At 56.1% G+C, this 16,440-nt stretch carries 14 protein-coding genes; 9 read left to right on the forward strand and 5 right to left on the reverse strand.

The genetic code is table 11. The features are described from left to right. Positions 1-5 precede the first annotated feature (5 nt). From GQF03_RS14710 to GQF03_RS14725, 4 genes are all read right to left on the reverse strand, one after another. Positions 6-1,796, reverse strand: coding sequence for an acyl-CoA dehydrogenase C-terminal domain-containing protein (locus GQF03_RS14710; protein ID WP_161340044.1), 1,791 nt, complete (start codon positions 1,794-1,796; stop codon positions 6-8). A 14-nt stretch (positions 1,797-1,810) separates the two neighbouring features. Then, positions 1,811-4,144, reverse strand: a complete 2,334-nt coding sequence (locus GQF03_RS14715) for a 3-hydroxyacyl-CoA dehydrogenase/enoyl-CoA hydratase family protein (RefSeq protein WP_161340045.1) — start codon at positions 4,142-4,144, stop codon at positions 1,811-1,813. A 2-nt stretch (positions 4,145-4,146) separates the two neighbouring features. Beyond that, positions 4,147-5,283 carry a thiolase family protein gene (locus GQF03_RS14720; protein ID WP_161340046.1) on the reverse strand — a complete coding sequence of 379 codons (1,137 nt, stop codon included), beginning with the start codon at positions 5,281-5,283 and terminating at the stop codon, positions 4,147-4,149. Positions 5,284-5,408: 125 nt separating this feature from the next. Then, on the reverse strand, positions 5,409-5,849 hold the full coding sequence (locus tag GQF03_RS14725; protein ID WP_161340047.1) for a MerR family transcriptional regulator: 441 nt from the start codon (positions 5,847-5,849) through the stop codon (positions 5,409-5,411). 141 nt (positions 5,850-5,990) lie between these two features. Between GQF03_RS14725 and GQF03_RS14730 the strand changes: the two genes are divergently transcribed. Further along, positions 5,991-6,317 (forward strand): Mpo1-like protein, encoded by a 327-nt coding sequence (locus tag GQF03_RS14730; protein ID WP_161340048.1) that lies wholly within the window; start codon positions 5,991-5,993, stop codon positions 6,315-6,317. Positions 6,318-6,321: 4 nt separating this feature from the next. Here GQF03_RS14730 and GQF03_RS14735 read toward each other — a convergent pair whose 3' ends face one another. Further along, a complete protein-coding gene (locus tag GQF03_RS14735; protein WP_161340049.1) occupies positions 6,322-7,350 on the reverse strand; it encodes a glycosyltransferase family protein in 1,029 nt (342 codons plus the stop codon). 262 nt (positions 7,351-7,612) lie between these two features. Here GQF03_RS14735 and GQF03_RS14740 point away from each other — a divergent pair, with 262 nt between their 5' ends. The 8 genes from GQF03_RS14740 (at position 7,613) to GQF03_RS14775 (ending at position 16,414) form a co-directional block, all read left to right on the forward strand. Next, complete coding sequence (locus tag GQF03_RS14740) at positions 7,613-8,530, forward strand: sulfite exporter TauE/SafE family protein (RefSeq protein WP_161340050.1); 918 nt, start codon at positions 7,613-7,615, stop codon at positions 8,528-8,530. A 70-nt stretch (positions 8,531-8,600) separates the two neighbouring features. Next, positions 8,601-9,311, forward strand: a complete 711-nt coding sequence (locus GQF03_RS14745) for a TIGR02186 family protein (protein ID WP_161340051.1) — start codon at positions 8,601-8,603, stop codon at positions 9,309-9,311. A gap of 111 nt (positions 9,312-9,422) precedes the next feature. After that, positions 9,423-10,658 carry an MFS transporter gene (locus GQF03_RS14750; protein ID WP_161340052.1) on the forward strand — a complete coding sequence of 412 codons (1,236 nt, stop codon included), beginning with the start codon at positions 9,423-9,425 and terminating at the stop codon, positions 10,656-10,658. Between the two features lie 31 nt (positions 10,659-10,689). Then, the gene (locus GQF03_RS14755; RefSeq protein ID WP_162858493.1) at positions 10,690-11,520 is read left to right on the forward strand and encodes a CoA transferase subunit A; all 831 of its coding nucleotides are present in this window, start codon (positions 10,690-10,692) and stop codon (positions 11,518-11,520) included. Further along, positions 11,517-12,269: a CoA-transferase gene (locus GQF03_RS14760; RefSeq protein WP_161340053.1), complete on the forward strand. Its 753-nt coding sequence runs from the start codon at positions 11,517-11,519 to the stop codon at positions 12,267-12,269. Before GQF03_RS14755 ends, GQF03_RS14760 begins: the two co-directional genes overlap by 4 nt. A 35-nt stretch (positions 12,270-12,304) precedes the next feature. Next, entirely contained in the window at positions 12,305-13,504 is a 1,200-nt protein-coding gene (locus tag GQF03_RS14765; RefSeq protein WP_161340054.1) for a CaiB/BaiF CoA transferase family protein, read from the forward strand. 117 nt (positions 13,505-13,621) lie between these two features. After that, positions 13,622-15,952, forward strand: coding sequence for a xanthine dehydrogenase family protein molybdopterin-binding subunit (locus GQF03_RS14770; protein ID WP_161340055.1), 2,331 nt, complete (start codon positions 13,622-13,624; stop codon positions 15,950-15,952). After that, a complete protein-coding gene (locus GQF03_RS14775) occupies positions 15,953-16,414 on the forward strand; it encodes a YaiI/YqxD family protein (protein WP_161340828.1) in 462 nt (153 codons plus the stop codon). The last annotated feature ends 26 nt before the right edge of the window (positions 16,415-16,440 follow it).

Here is a 16,440-nt window from a genome sequence, read left to right on the forward strand (position 1 = left end):
ACGACCTAGAACGCTTCAGCGTCGAGTTCCATCATCGTTTTTGATCCCGCGCTCATTTTCACAAGGAGGGAGGAGACATCCGGTATCATGCGCTCAAAGAAGAACCGCGCGGTCACCAGCTTGGTCTTGTAGAACTCTGGATCGTCGGTTCCCTCAGCGAGTTTCGCCTTGGCGATTTTCGCCATTTGCGCCCACATGAAGCCAAGTGCGACAAGGCCGAACATGCGAAGATATTCCGTCGACGCCGCTCCGGCTTCATCGGGATTTTTCATGCCTTTTTCGCCGAGAAGCGCCGTTCCCTGCTGCAGCTTCGCGAAGGCTTTCGCGAGCGGCATGACAAACTCCTTCTGGTCCGGGTCCATCATATTTTCCTGGATGAAAGCATCCACCGGATGGAAGAACTGACGAAGGTTGCGGCCCATATTCTGCGGCAGCTTGCGACCGACGAGGTCAAGCGCCTGAATACCGTTCGCCCCTTCATAGATCTGGGTGATGCGGGCATCGCGGACGAACTGCTCCATTCCCCATTCATGGATATAACCATGACCGCCATAACATTGCATCGCGGTCGCAGCGAGTTCAAAGCCCATATCGGTGAAATAGGCCTTGATGACCGGCGTGAGAAGCGAGAGCGCTTCATCGGCGGCGCGGCGTCCCTCTTCATCCGGGTGCTTCTCCACCATATCGACCTGCAAGCCTGCCCAAAGCCCCAAGGCGCGGGCGCCTTCGGTAAAGGCCCGGATCATCAGCAGGTTCCGGCGAATGTCCGGATGCACGATGATCGGATCGGCGGGCTTGTCCGGCGCCTTGACACCGGAAATAGACCGGCCTTGCAGACGGTCCTTCGCATAGATCACCGCGTTCTGATAGGCGACTTCGGCCTGGCTGAGGCCCTGAATTCCAACGCCGAGGCGGGCGGCATTCATCATCGTGAACATGGCGCGCATGCCCTTGTGCTTCTCGCCCAAGAGCCAGCCCGTCGCATCCTCATAATTCATGACGCAGGTGGAGTTGCCATGAATACCCATCTTATGCTCGATGGAACCACACTCAACCCCGTTGCGGGTGGCAGGGTTTCCATCCGCGTCCAGCAGGAATTTCGGCACGATAAAGAGTGAGACACCCTTGATCCCGTCCGGGCCCCCCGGAATTTTCGCCAGCACCAGATGGACAATATTATCCGCCATATCATGCTCGCCGGCGGAGATGAAAATCTTCGTGCCGGTAATCTTGTAGCTGCCGTCGTCCTGCGGCACCGCCTTGGTACGCATAAGGCCAAGGTCCGTGCCGCAATGCGGCTCGGTCAGGTTCATGGTGCCGGTCCAGTCACCGGTGACCATTTTCGGAAGCCACGTCTGCTTCTGTTCATCGGTGCCATGCTTATGAATGGCCGCATAGGCGCCATGAGTGAGGCCCGGATACATGCCGAACGCCATGTTGGCCGCGCTCATCATTTCGGCGAAGGCGATCCCTATGACATGAGGAAGGCCCTGCCCGCCATACTCCGGATCGGCATCAAGGCCCATCCATCCGGCGGCGCGATATTCGTCATAGGCCTCCTTGAATCCGGTCGGGGTTTTTACCTCGCCATTGTTCCAGGTGCAGCCTTCCTTGTCGCCGACCTGGTTGAGCGGCTGTATTACCTCGCTCATCAGCTTGCCGCCCTCTTCAAGGATCGCATCAATCATGTCCGGTGTCGCGTCCTCGAAACCCGGCATATTGGTCATCTTGTCGAGACCCAGAAGGTCGTTGAGGACAAATTTGAAGTCTTTTACCGGTGCGTTATAAACAGGCATCTCGATACTCCCTTCTAGTTTCTAAGCGGCTTGCCGGTGGTGAGCATATGCTCGATCCGGTCAAGCGTTTTATGGTTATGGATGAGAGTCATGAACCCCTCGCGTTCCAGCTGTAGCAGCTTCTTTTCGGTCACCGGCTGGGTGATATCCGTATCCCCGCCGGTGAGGACGCGGGCGACCTGCTCACTGACTACACCGTCATAGGCGGTGGCCCTGCCCATGCTCACGAACCCGGAAACCGCCATATCGAAGGCCGCCGCCGCCGTCGCGCCGGGAAGGTTGACTTCCACGGGTTCGGGCGCGGTGTAACCCTCCACCATTTCAAGCGCGCGTTTCTTCGCATCGGCGAGAACACGCTTGCGGTTCATGGTGACTCGGTCACCCTCGCGCAGGATCATCATGTCCCGCGCTTCTGCCGCGCTTGTTGCAACCTTTGCGGTGGAAATAGCCTCGAACACGCCGGATAGCGCCGGCATTGCGCCGCCCGGGCGTTTCTTGTTCATCATCGCGCGGATGACCAGTTCCTTGCAGCCGCCGAAGCCAGGGATCACCCCGACACCAACTTCCACAAGACCCATATAGCTTTCTGCATGAGCCTGAACAGCTGATGCCGCGAGTACAATTTCACAGCCGCCACCGAGCGCCATACCAGCCGGAGCCGCAACCACGGGGAAGGGTGCGTATTTCAGTTTCATCAACGCATTCTGACCTTCAGAGATCGAATTCTCGATCACCGGCCACATCGCCGCATTGGCCGCAAAAAGCGCGAGGCCGACATTAGCGCCAACGGAGAAGTTATCCGCATCATTGCCGATAACCAATGCTTTGAAGCCCTTCTTGTCGATCTTGCCCGCTTCCTGCAACATCGCGACCACATCCTGATCGATGGAGTTCATCTTTGTGTGAATTTCAAGGCAGGCGACACCGTCTCCGAGATCCCAGATACTTGCGCCCTTGTTAGACATTACCGGCTCGCTGCCGCGCTTGATATCGGCGAGCATCCACGCGCCTTCCGCCACCGGAACGACTGCATAGTCGCCGTCAACCGTCATGTAGAAAGCGTCCTTACCCTCTTCCTTATAGAGCGGGCGATCGCCAACTTTTTTCAGGAATTCCGGCACCGGTAGCCCTTCAGCTTCCAGCCGATCAATAAAGTATTGGTTGCCGAGCTGATCGAGTTGTTCGAACGGACCATATTTCCAGGCATAGCCGGTTTTCATGGCCGTATCGATGGCGATGATGTCATCGGCGATCTCACCCACCAGCGAGGCCGCGTAGGAAATCGTCTTCGAGAGGATCGCCCAGGCATATTGCCCGCCCTTGTCGTCATATTCGACGAGGGCACGCAGGCCCTTCTTCGCCGCCTTGACGGACCCGAGCTGTGGTTTCTGGGCCTTGGCATATTCACCGGTTTTGAGATTGCGGGCTTCCTTGACGCGTTTGCCGCCCTCTTTATTCATGCGGTAGAAACCGCCCTTGCCCTTGCGGCCCGTATAGCCCTCTTCGATCATCTTCGCGGTCATCGCGACCAGCGGATGATTTTCGTCATATTCCCGAGAAAACACATCGCTTGCAGGCAGCTCCGCCAGCATGGAGGCAATCACCTTTGGTCCCAGATCGATACCCGTCAGGTCGCCGAGACCGAAAATCCCGGTGGAGGGGATGCCCATCGGCTTACCGCAAACCGCATCGGCCTCTTCAACCGTGAGGTCGAGATCGTAGGCGGAGCGTGTCGCCACAGAGGACCAGTAAATGCCGATCCGGTTACCAATAAACCCGGGCGTGTCGTAACAGTCGACAACTTCCTTACCCAGAGATACGTCCGCGAATTTGCGCAACTCATCCAGCGCTTCATTGCGGGTATGTTCACCGCCGACCAGTTCAAACAACCGCATATAACGCGGCGGGTTGAAGAAATGGGTGATGGCAAAATCCTTCTGTAGGCTTTCCGGCATCCCCTCCATCAGTGTTTTGAGCGGAATGGTGGAGGTGTTGGAAGTAACAATGGAGCCTGCTTTACGTACGCCGTCGAGACGCTTGTAAAGGTCCTGCTTTAGCCCCGTATTCTCGATAATTGCCTCGCAGATCCAGTCACAATCGGCAACGAGATCGAGGTTGTCTTCAAGATTGCCCGTCGTGACCAGCCGCGCGTTCTTCTTGTGCATGAAGGGCGCGGGCTTGGTTTTCAGCATGGTCGCAACCGCACCCTCAGCCAGCATATTCCGGTTCTTGGCATCTTTCGGAACGATATCCAGCAACACCACCGGAACGCCCGCATTGGCAACATGGGCGGCAATCGCCGCGCCCATGACACCTGCGCCGATAACGGCAACTTTTTCAATCGCCATGATTAGCAGGCCTCCAGAACCGTGGCGATACCCTGACCGCCGCCGATGCATTGTGTGGCAAGACCGAGCGCCTTGCCTTCGCGCTGCAACAGGCTTGCCGTCTTGCCAGTGATACGGGCCCCTGTCGCGCCCATCGGATGGCCGAGGGCTATAGCGCCGCCATCAAGATTGGTTTTGGCGAAATCCATGCCGGATTCTTTCAGGACCGCTAAGGCCTGCGCCGCAAACGCCTCGTTCAGTTCAATGATATCCATATCCGCGAGAGTGACGCCCGCACGCTCCAGCGCTTTCTTGGTGGCCGGAACCGGTCCGATACCCATCAGCTCCGGCGCACAGCCCGCGACGGCAATCGACCTGATGCGTGCGAGTTTCTTAAGCCCGTTCGCATCGGCATATTCTTCGGAACAGACGAGCGTGGCCGACGCGCCATCGGTGAGCGGGGAGGAAGTCGCCGCCGTGACTGTTCCATTCGCATCAAAAGCCGGCTTCAGTCCCGCGAGGGTTTCCATTGTCGTCTCGGGACGAATGCAGCCATCCTGTTCAACGCGGGTATTGCCATCGACAATCGGGATAATCTCGTCACTGAACTTACCGGCTTCGCGGGCGGCGGTGGCGCGGGCATGACTTTCCACCGCCATTTCCTCCTGCTCCTGACGGGAGATGTTATATTTTTTTGCGAGGTTTTCCGCCGTAATTCCCATGGAGACATAGGCCTCCGGATAGGATTTATAAAGCCCCGGGTGCGGCGCGGGATTGAAACCACCCATGGGCACACGGGTCATGCTCTCGATCCCGCCACAGACAAATACTTCGCCTGCGCCCATCTGGATCGCGCCAGCGGCCATATGGATGGCCTGCATGGAGGAACCGCAAAAACGATTGACCGTCGTTGCCGCGGCGGATTTCGGAATGCCGGCAAGGAAGCTGATGATACGGGCGACATTTAGGCCCTGCTCTGCCTCCGGGAAGGCGCAGCCGATGATCACATCCTCAATATCCTCGACATTCACGCCGGTATTGGCGATCAGCCCCTTGACCACCTGTCCCGTCATTTCATCGGGGCGGATCTTGATCAACTCCCCCTTGTTTGCAAGGGTGAAGGGAGAGCGTGCATATCCCGCGATTACGACATTTTTCATTGTCTCAACTTCCTTTCAGATCAATTAGATGAACCGGCTACTCCCGGTCGTTATTTTCGTTCTGCCCTTTTACATAGAGCATGCTTTTCACGTTTGGAAATTTGGTTGACTCACTTACCGGGTAGCTACGCGATCGTCTTCTTGCAACCGCCCAGCGGCTTTCCGCCTGACGCCAGATGTTCCTTCAACTGGGCGATACCATCTTCAAGCTCCGCAATCGCTTCATTGATATCCGTTCGCTGCGCATTCAGTTTTTCAAGCTGCTCTTCGCATTTTTTCAGTGTGAAGGTGAGCTGGTCTGTACTGCCGCTTTCTGGTGAATACATGTCCAGCATTTTCTTGATATCCTGAAGGCTGAATCCCAAACGTCGGCCGCGCAGGATAATCTTCAGCCGGCCGCGATCGCTCCGGGAATAGATCCGCGTTGTTCCCTCACGCGCCGGATTTATCAGACCCTTGTCCTCATAAAAACGGATGGTGCGGGAAGTGACGCCGAATTCCTCGGCGAGCTCTGTAATGGAGAAGCTTATCCGGTCTTCCGTCTCAATTTTTGTTCTGGCGTTCATATGATTCCCAATCCTGACCCCTGCGATGAATATAGTTGACGTTTACGTAAACGTCAACCTCCTGCAGGAAATTTGTCCGGATGGATTTGAGGCGGGTTTTTCTATTATAATAGCGCGTAAATTTGTTGGGAGACACAGGAAATGGCGGACAAGATTAGCAGCTATGACGAATTCTGGCCCTATTACCTCAGGGAACATTCGAAGGTGAGTTGCCGCCGGCTGCATTATTTCGGAACGACGCTTGCCCTGTTTTGCCTGATTGCCGCCATTGCCCTAAAGACGCCATGGCTGATTTTACTGGCGCTCGTGGCCGGCTACGGTCCGGCCTGGGTCGCGCATTTCTTCGTTGAGAAGAACCGCCCCGCGACGTTCACCTACCCCCTCTGGTCACTTTACAGCGATTTCAGGATGTATTTTTACTGGATCGGCGGAAGATTGCCGGCTGAACTGAAAAAAGCGGGTATCTGATTAGTCAGGCCCGGTGCAGTTCCGTGGGCCACTGATAATCTTCGCTGAGCTCCTGACGGAACGTCACTTCGGTAATATATTTGGTCACCAGTCGTTCATTAAAGATTTCATGTGTCCGTTTCCAACCGTTCCGGGCGATGGTCCGCGCCTCGTCATCATGGTCATTGAAATAGGCGATCTTTTCAAGAAGCTGGTCGAAATCATCATAGAAGACAAGTTCATCTTCCTTGTAAATCTGATCATATCCCGTCCGCCGGTGGATAAGGGTCATAAGTCCGTTTCCGGTATATTGCGCCATCCGGTCGGAGCTATATAGCGGGAATATTTCATCACGGCTGAGGTTGAGACCCATCCGGGAATCTCCGATCCGGCGTTGGTAGGTAATACCGCTAATCGGCGGCTTTCCGGACATTCCGAGAATTTCCATCGTCTGCGTGCCAAACCGGTCAAGGATCATTTCGGCAACCTGTCGCCGCTCACTGCCCTCCTTCGCATTGCCCATGCCGTAGAAGAGACGGAATTTCGGATTGGGATTATCGAAGGCACGCACCGTATCAATGCTGGGATCGACGAGATTGGGGAAAAAGCTGACGACATTGCGCTTATTCGCAAATTGCTTCAGCCCATCGCCCGCAGTTGTAATAAAAGTAGCATCGGCAATAGCCGCATGTTTTGCCGTACGGGCCACAGTCTGGGCCTGCCAGAGTGGATCGAAATCATAAACGGCGATTTTGATATGGGGGACGGCTTTGCGTATTTCCTTGAGGGTCTGCGCAAAAATCGGATCCGCATGACCGATGAAGAGCAAATCCGGCCAATAATTCTTCGCGGTCTTGATCAATCGCATATTCGCAGGAACGACACCGAATTTGCGGGATCCGAACCAGGTGGAGGACCTCGCAATATCGCGGTCGCTAAACTGGTAGACCTGATGACCATTTCGGATAAAACCGTTGGCGAGCTTCCGGTTGGAATCGTAGAAGGCGCCGCCATCATGCTTTTCGTTGAAGTTACCGACGTATAGGACTCGCATCGCAGCTCCGGTTTGCTTTTTCGGCAGTCAGAATGGCGTTTAGATAGCTTGGCGAACCCGATTTTCACAAGCCTTTTCTCAAAATCCTCACCGGTTGCGCGGCATGTTCGTGCAACCTGCGGCAAAATGGCCGCGAATGCCGGATATGTCGGGAAGTTTTCCTGCCGTCCCCTTCCCTTCTTTAGCCTTTTCATGTATAGCCAAGAGAATCGGCGCCTCGCCCCGTCCAACCGCATAAAATCAAGAAGGCCAAAGCTGTCGAATGACTGTTTATCTGCCCATTGCCGAGATTTCAGTTAATCTGTTTCTGATCCTGGGCATGGGCGGTGCGATAGGTCTTTTGTCTGGCATGTTCGGCGTCGGCGGCGGCTTTCTCATGACGCCACTTCTTATCTTTATCGGAATCCCGCCGGCGGTCGCCGTGGCAACCGTCTCCAACCAGATTACCGCGGCGAGCGTGTCGGGCGTGCTTGCTCACTGGCGGCGCGGAAACGTTGACTTCAAAATGGGCATAGTCCTGCTGATCGGCGGCATTGTAGGCTCGGCGGCCGGCACCTGGATTTTCACAATCCTTAAATCGGTCGGCCAGGTCGACCTGATGATTTCTTTATCCTACGTCATCTTCCTCGGCACCATCGGCGCATTGATGTTCATCGAAAGCGTCAATGCCCTGATCGACAGCCGCAAAGGATCGATAAAGCGCAAGAAGCTGCATCAGCACTATTGGATACATGGCTTGCCCTTCAAGATGCGCTTTCGCAAGTCAAAGCTGTATATCAGCGCCCTGATGCCGCTTGGTATCGGCGCTCTGGTCGGAATCCTTTCCGCAATCATGGGTGTCGGCGGCGGCTTCGTCATGGTTCCGGCGATGATTTATCTGCTTGGAATGCCAACCAGTGTCGTTATCGGCACCTCGCTTTTTCAGATTATATTCGTAACGGCCAACGTCACCCTGTTGCATGCGATAAGCACCCAGACTGTCGATGTGATGCTGGCGCTCCTGCTGATGAGTAGTTCCGTCGTAGGCGCGCAGGTCGGCACGCGTTTCGGCGCCAAACTTCGCGGGGAACAACTGCGCGGCCTTCTCGCCCTCATGGTCATCATCGTATGCCTGAAGCTGGCGTTTGACCTTGTCGTCACGCCGGACGATCTCTTCACCCTGAGCGACGGGGGGCATTGACCGCATGAAAAAATTGCCCCGCAACTTTAGGCAATCGCTTTTCGCCGTATTGATCGGATGCCTGTTTCCCGTGGGTTCTGCGACGGCTCAATCTTCCCTCGTGACAGATATCTCGTCGCATCTGGTTTCTGTGACGTCCGATTTCACGGGAACGGAATTGCTGCTATTCGGCGCGATCCAGATCGATGACGAGGACAATCTCGGCCCTGGCGATGTTCTGGTTGTCGTACGAGGCCCGGAAAAGGAAGTCGTCGTACGGCGCAAAGAACGCGTCGCGGGGATTTGGGTCAACACGGAAGCGGTGGAATTCAAGCGGGTTCCGAGCTTTTATGCGCTTGCAAGCAATCGGGCCGTCGAGGAAATAGCCTCTCCCGACGTCTTGAAACGACTTCGCATCGGCCCGACCCGCCTGCGCTTCCAGGCAAATGAACCGGCAGAAAAAAGCCTGTCCTTTGAAGAAGCGATAATCCGTCAAAAATCCGAGAACGACCTTTATTCGGACCAGGAAACGGCCGTCTATTTCCTTGGCGACAAACTTTTCAGGACGACGATAACTATTCCGGCGAACGTTCCCGTCGGCGACTATATTGCGGAATTTTATCTTTTCAAAGACGGGGAGCTTCTGAGCGCGACATCGTCACCGCTGTTCATCAAGAAGTCGGGCCTCGGACGAACCATCTATGACTTCGCCTATAGTTACCCGGCGCTATATGGTATCGCGGCCATTCTTCTTGCTCTCATCGCCGGCTGGATTGCCTCGGCAATTTTCCGTAAAGATTAGCGGGTTGATAACAAGGGGCTTTCTTATTTGCCATGGGGTGGATTAGAATGCCCAGAAAGATTCATCCGTGCCACGTCATCCCGGCAGAAAAATAAGAACGGAGCGGGGGTATTGACCCAACCCAAAACCACAGAATTCGTCCCCATCGCAATCGGCATTCTCGCAATTTGTTTTCTGATGGGCGTGGCCGGCCGCTTTGCGTCGGAAAATTTTCCGAATCTCGTTTCTCCCTTAGGAGACGAATTTTCCTGGCCGCGCGGAACGGTCGCGTCGATTTACTCCATGGGCGGTCTTATCACAGGATTGACCGGCCCTATCGTCGGCACTTTGTTCGATCGCCTGGGCCCGAGAAATGTCTATGGCCTCGGCATTCTGACGGCGGGCATTGGCCTGATCGGCGCGAGCTTTGCCACGAATATCTGGCATTTTTATTTCAGCATCAGCCTGCTCGTCGGTTTTTCCGCTTCTTGTCTCGGGAATGTGACGAATTCAGCATTGGCGAGCCGGTGGTTTCGGAGCCAAATACCGCTGGCACTGGCCATCATCTATTCTTCCATGGGTCTGGGATCTCTGCTCGGCCTCACATTTTCGCAGATTTTTATCGAAACCTATGGTTGGCGGCACGCGGAGTTGCTGCTGGGGTTTAGTGTATTGGGCTTACTTTGCCTGATCCTCGTCTTGCCCTGGCGCCGCATCGCAGCCGGTAGCCGGGACCTGATCCGGCCCAAATCTTCCGATATTGAATTGCCGGACGTCGAATGGACAATGGCGGCCGCGGTCCGGACGTTGTCATTCTGGGGTCTTGCTTCGGTCTTTTTCTTCACCGGGAATGGAATGTTTTCCATCGTCATCCAAGCCGTTACCTATTTGATCGAGATTGGCCTGACGCCGATTGAAGCGTCCGTAAACTTCGGTCTTACAGGCCTCTTGATACCTGTTGGAATGCTCGGCGCCGGCTACCTAGCGCTCAAAATCGGATTATTCCGCACAGCGATGTTGAGTTATGTCATTACGATAACTGCCGTAATCTGTCTGTGGCTTCTCGACAGCGCTGATCATATTCTACCGCTCTACGGATTTATCATCTGCTTCGGACTTTCCATGGGGTCGCGTGGCCCGATGATCGGGTCCATCGCCTCGCGTCTTTTCCGTGGCCGCAGTTTTGGGGCGATATACGGCGGTATTTCCGTTGGCGGTGGTCTCGGGGTGGCGAGCGGCTCGTTCTTCTCCGGCCTGCTCTACGATCTGACCGGAAGCTACCAGGTTGTCTTCACCTATTCGATTATTTGCCTATTTGTCGGCGCCTCCCCATTTATCCTTGTAAGAGAGATACGATCGCAATCATAATGGGATCGGACGAAATATAAGGAATAAGAAATTGTCTTCGCCTACCAATATCACACCTATTGATGAGCTGGCCGGCGCTGTCCCTGACGGCGCCAAAGTCGCAGTGCCGGCGGATTATGCCGGCGTTTCCATGGCGGCGACGCGCGCACTTATCCGAAGGCGCGTTCGGAGTCTGCATCTTGTCGGCGTTCCAACAAGCGGTCTTCAGGCAGAACTTCTGATCGGTGCAGGCTGCGTCACGACGCTGGAGAGTTCCGCCCTCACACTCGGTGAGTACGGTCCCGCTCCCCGCTTCACCAAAGCCGTCCGCGACGGCTCGATCCGCCTCATCGATGCGACATGTCCGGCAATTCACGCGGGCCTGCAGGCGTCGCAAAAGGGAACACCATTTATTCCCCTTCGCGGCATTCTGGGAAGTGACATCCTTAAAAATCATCCGGACTGGAAAGTGATCCAGAATCCCTTCGCGGAGGACGATGACCCGATCGTCGCCATCCCGGCAATCCGGCCTGATATCGCCCTCTTTCATGCGCCACTCGCGGACCGCGACGGAAATGTCTGGCTTGGGCGCAAACGGGAGCTTGTCAATATGACCCATGCCTCGAAAACCGCGTTCGTTACGGTGGATGCAATTAGCGAAACAAGTCTCTTCGAAACTGAGGAAATGGCCGCCGGAGTTTTACCCGCCCTATATGTCGGCAAGATTGCTGTCGCGCCAAACGGGAGCTGGCCGCTGCCTTTCTGGAATGGAGCGCAAGGGGATGATAGCCACATGCGCCGCTATATGGAGATGGCCGCAAGCGATTCCGGTTTCGAGGATTATCTCGAGCAGTTTGTATTCGGCGAAAGTGCGATGGCATGACGGTAGCGGATGAAAAGAAAGCGCTGATCTGCCTGATCGCCGGGCTTTTGCGCGACTGCAACCATGTAGCCGTCGGCGCGGCCTCCCCCATTCCGGGCGCCGCCGCGCTTCTTGCTAAGGCGGCCTGGGGAAGCCCGAAGCATGTCAATATTCTGGGGTCCGTCGCCAATAATTTCTTCACCGGCGGAGGCGGAGAACTTTTCGACTGCGCCGCACAAGGAAGGATCGACGCCTTTTTCCTGGGCGGCGGGCAGATCGACGGCAAGGCCAATATCAACCTGATGGGCCTGGGCGACTATCCAAAGTCGAGCCCCCGTTGGCCCGGCACTTTCGGGTCCGCCTATCTTTATTTCCTGATCCCGAAGGTTATTCTTTTCCGCGAGGAGCATTCCCGCCGGACACTGGTCGAAAAAGTTGATTTTATCAGCGCACCCGGTACCTCAGCGGACCATATCTACCGTAAAGGCGGGCCGTTCGGCCTGATCACGAGCAAGGCGTTTTTCAGGTTTGACAAGGATAAAGAGCGGTTTCGGTTGGTTTCTGTTCATCCGACAAGCTCGCTTGAGGATATCCTCGATAACACCGGGTTTCATTTCGACTATTCAGAAGATACGCCGGAAACGCCGTCACCGGATCCGGAACTGCTGGCTATTTTAGACAGGGACGTCCGGCAAAAAGTCGCTGAGGTCTATCCGAACTTCGCGGACGCCATATTTCCAATGACTTCCGGCGTTGAACACGTAAAATAGCCATTCACCGTAAAAAAAAAAGAAATAGGACCGACATGTCGAGTAAAGGTGCCCTCTCAGGCTTGAAAGTAATCGATCTCTCCCGTGTACTTGGAGGGCCATTCTGCACACAGATCCTTGGCGATCATGGCGCGGATATCATCAAGGTCGAGCCGCCGCAGGGCGACGAGACGAGGGGATGGGGCCCGCCCTATAACGAAGCGGGCCTTGCGGCTTATTATTCGGGGACCAACCGCAATAAACGATCCATCGCCCTCGATATCCGTCAGGAAGACGGGAAGAACATCCTTCTGAAACTGCTCGAAGATGCGGATGTGCTGATCGAGAATTTCAAGACGGGCAGTCTTGAAAAATGGGGCCTTGGATATGAAGACGTTCTCTCGAAGAAGTTCCCGCGTCTCATCCATTGCCGGGTCACCGGCTTCGGCGCAGATGGTCCGTTTGGCGGGTTTCCGGGATACGACGCCGTAATACAGGCCTGGGCCGGACTGATCAGCGTCAACGGATCACCTGATTCCGGTCAGGTTCGCATCGGTATTCCGCTGGTCGATCTCGGTACCGGCATGAACGCGGCGATTGGCATTCTGATGGCGGTGAACGAGCGGCATGTCTCGGGCAAAGGGCAGTCGGTAGAAGCCTCGCTTTATGATACCGGCATCCAGCTCCAGCACCCGCATGCGCCGAATTACCTGATGTCAGGCAATGCGCCGAAACTGACGGGCAATTCCCATCCCAATATTGCGCCCTACGATCTTTATCCCACACGGACGACGCCGGTGTTTCTCGGCGTCGGCAACCATGGCCAGTTCACTAAGCTTTGCGCCTCCCTCGGCGCACCCGAATTGTCCAGCGACCCGAGATTTGCCGACAATTCGCTCCGCGTCGCCAATCGCGAGGCATTGAACGATGCGCTGACCGCGCTTTTCGCGGACAAGGACGGTGTTGAAGTCGCGACCCAGCTGCTGGCCGCCGGGGTGCCTGCCGGCGCAGCCATGTCCGTCCCCGAGGCCATAAATCATCCACATACGCGCCATCGCAACATGGTGGTGGAAATGGACGGTTATTCCGGCACGGGCGTTGCCGTCAAGCTGAGCCGCACGCCGGGGTCGGCCAAGTCCGCCCCGCCCGCATTCGGGGCACAGGGCCGCGATATCCTGAAGGAACATGGATTCAGTGACGGCGAGATTGAAAGCTTTCTGACGGGCGGGGTACTATGGGAGCAACCCAAGCAATAGCGATGACCGCATAAATTTAATTCAGGGGTTGAAGTCACCCGGCACCCGTCTGATAGTATTATTGACAATGGACAAAAGCGGCTGGGGCCGCCACCTCAAACAAAGTGGAAAAACAACATGGTGAAATTCGGTGTAAACCAGTCAGTTGAGCGCAAGGAGGATTTTCGTCTCATTACCGGATCGGGCGAATATACGGACGACATTACGCTCGATGGCCAGCTTTACGGATATATGCTCCGCTCTCCCATCGCCCATGGAAAAATCCTGTCCATAGATATTGACGACGCGCGGCAGGCTCCCGGGGTTGTTGACATCATCCTCGGCAAAGATCTGGCCGCGGACAAGGCGAACCAGCTGCCCTGCATGATCCCGCTCAAAAACCGCGACGGCAGCGATCGTACGGACCCGGTACATCCGGTACTTGCGACCGACAAGGTCTGCTATGTCGGCGACAATATCGCTTTCGTCATCGCGGAAACGCTTGCGCAGGCAAAAGATGCGGCCGAGTTGATTGTCGTTGATTTCGATGAACTCGACGTCGTCGTCGATACGAAGACGGCCAACGCGCCGGGACAGCCCCTGGTGCATGAGCAGGCGACAAATAATATCGCCTTCGACTGGGGTCAGGGCGATGAGCAAGGTGTGGCCGATGCCTTCTCGAGGGCGGCCCATGTCACGGAAATAGAACTCGTGAACAACCGCGTCGTGGTCAATTCGATGGAACCGCGGGGGCTCATCGCGGACTGGGACAGCAACGAGGGAAAAATGACGATCCGCATGGGTACGCAGGGGGGCTGGGTGCTTCGCTCCCTCCTCGCCAATGCGATCCTGCATATTCCCGAAGAGAACGTCCGGGTCATTACCCCTGATGTCGGCGGTGCCTTTGGCATGAAGCTTTTCTTCTATTCCGAATGCGCGGTGACGGTCTGGGCATCGCGCAAGCTTGGCCGTCCCATCAAATGGATCGGGGAACGGAGCGACGCATTCCTCTCCGATACCCAGGGGCGCGACCATGTCACACGCGCCAAACTGGCGTTCGATGCCAATCACAAGATCACGGGCATGAAGGTGGAAACCAACGCCAATCTCGGCGCCTATCTCTCCACTTTCGGGCCGTTGATCCCAACAATGGCGGCGGTGAAGGTGCTCCCGGGCGTCTATGACATTCCGAATTTTTACTATCACTGCCTCGGCGTTTTCACCAACACCGTGCCGGTTGATGCCTATCGTGGTGCCGGACGGCCGGAAGCCATCTATGTGATCGAACGGCTGATGGACACGGCTGCGCGGGAACTCGGCCTCGGACAGGAGGAAATCCGCAGGATCAATTTCATTCCCGTCTCCGCCATCCCCTATACGACCGCGACAGGCTGCGTATATGACAGCGGGGAGTTTGAACGGATCATGGACCGGGCGCTTGAAACCTCCGACTGGGCTGGCTTCGCGGCGCGCAAGTCGGCATCCGCGGCGAACGGCAAGCGACGCGGCATTGGCATGTGCTATTACATCGAGGCAACGGCCGGCAATCCGACGGAAACCGCCACCATTCGCTTCGAAGACGACGACCGGGTGACGGTTGCTGTTGGCACTCAATCTTCCGGGCAGGGTCATTCGACCGCCTATGCCCAAATCGTGGCGGAGCGGCTCGGCGTTCCTTTCGAGAATATCGAGATTATTCAGGGCGATACGGACAAGATCAAGACCGGCGGTGGCACGGGCGGCTCCCGCTCCCTGACGACGCAGGGTCCGGCCATCCACGCCGCCAGCGATGAAGTGATCAACAAGGGCAAGGAACTTGCGGGTCATTTCCTGGAGGCTGCAGCCGTGGATATCGAGTTTTCTCCTGAAGAAGGCGAATTCGCCATTGCCGGAACGGACCGCAAGATCGGCATTCTGGAACTCGCCCACCGTGCCCGCGGTTTGGGCCAGCTTCCGGAAAATCTCGCGGAAGGCCTCGATTCCAAGGCAAGCTTCACAGTGGAGGCCTTTACCTATCCCAACGGCTGCCATATCGCCGAAGTCGAGATAGACGAACTTACGGGCGCGACCGATGTGGTCCGCTACATCATCGTCGATGACTTCGGAACCATCGTCAACCCGGCGCTTGTCCGCAATCAGGTGATCGGCGGGGTGGGACAGGGTATCGGTCAGGCGCTCACCGAATATACCGTCTATGACGACGATGGTCAGCTTCTCACCGGTTCCTATATGGACTATGGCATGCCGCGGGCGGATAACATCCCACTCGATCTGCAATATGAGACAATCGAGGTTCCCTGCACCATGAACCCGATGGGTGTGAAGGGCTGCGGCGAGGCGGGATGCATCGCCGCGCCGCCCGCCGTGATCAACAGCATCATTGACGGACTCGCTGATCTTGGGGTCAACAATATCGATATGCCGGCAACGCCGAGGCGGGTATGGGATGCGATCCAGCAAGCCAGCTAGATCGCGACAGGCGTGACCAGAATCTTTATTGATGCGGATGCCTGCCCGGTAAAGGAGGAGATTTATCGCGTCGCCGGGCGGCATCGATTGATGACCTTCGTCGTCAGTAACAGCTGGATGCGTATTCCTGAGAACCCGCTGATCGAGCAAGTCGTGGTCGACGACGGCTTCGATGCCGCCGATAACTGGATCGCCGAGAAAGTTGTTGCGGGGGATGTGGTCATTACCTCGGATATTCCGCTCGCCGACCGGTCCCTCAAAAACGGTGCCGTTGTTCTCGGCCCAACAGGGAAACCCTTTACGGAACAATCCATCGGCATGTCCCTTGCCATGCGCGACCTCAACGCGCATCTTCGGGAAACCGGGGATATCTCCGGCGGCAACGCCCCGTTCAGCAAAAAAGACCGCAGCCAGTTCCTGAACATGCTGGAGAATACGCTGCAAAAACTGCGGAAGAGATAGGATTACCTACCACTAGACGTCACTAT

The sequence above is a fragment of the Sneathiella chungangensis genome, from assembly GCF_009882935.1.
GTDB classification, from domain to species: domain Bacteria; phylum Pseudomonadota; class Alphaproteobacteria; order Sneathiellales; family Sneathiellaceae; genus Sneathiella; species Sneathiella chungangensis.

Excerpts from the sequence above, each read along its gene's own strand:
- GQF03_RS14710 (WP_161340044.1), bottom strand. The coding sequence starts at position 1,796 with ATGCCTGTTTATAACGCACCGGTAAAAGACTTCAAATTTGTCCTCAAC.
- GQF03_RS14715 (WP_161340045.1), bottom strand. The coding sequence starts at position 4,144 with ATGGCGATTGAAAAAGTTGCCGTTATCGGCGCAGGTGTCATGGGCGCG.
- GQF03_RS14720 (WP_161340046.1), bottom strand. The coding sequence starts at position 5,283 with ATGAAAAATGTCGTAATCGCGGGATATGCACGCTCTCCCTTCACCCTT.
- GQF03_RS14725 (WP_161340047.1), bottom strand. The coding sequence starts at position 5,849 with ATGAACGCCAGAACAAAAATTGAGACGGAAGACCGGATAAGCTTCTCC.
- GQF03_RS14730 (WP_161340048.1), top strand. The coding sequence starts at position 5,991 with ATGGCGGACAAGATTAGCAGCTATGACGAATTCTGGCCCTATTACCTC.
- GQF03_RS14735 (WP_161340049.1), bottom strand. The coding sequence starts at position 7,350 with ATGCGAGTCCTATACGTCGGTAACTTCAACGAAAAGCATGATGGCGGC.
- GQF03_RS14740 (WP_161340050.1), top strand. The coding sequence starts at position 7,613 with ATGACTGTTTATCTGCCCATTGCCGAGATTTCAGTTAATCTGTTTCTG.
- GQF03_RS14760 (WP_161340053.1), top strand. The coding sequence starts at position 11,517 with ATGACGGTAGCGGATGAAAAGAAAGCGCTGATCTGCCTGATCGCCGGG.
- GQF03_RS14765 (WP_161340054.1), top strand. The coding sequence starts at position 12,305 with ATGTCGAGTAAAGGTGCCCTCTCAGGCTTGAAAGTAATCGATCTCTCC.
- GQF03_RS14770 (WP_161340055.1), top strand. The coding sequence starts at position 13,622 with ATGGTGAAATTCGGTGTAAACCAGTCAGTTGAGCGCAAGGAGGATTTT.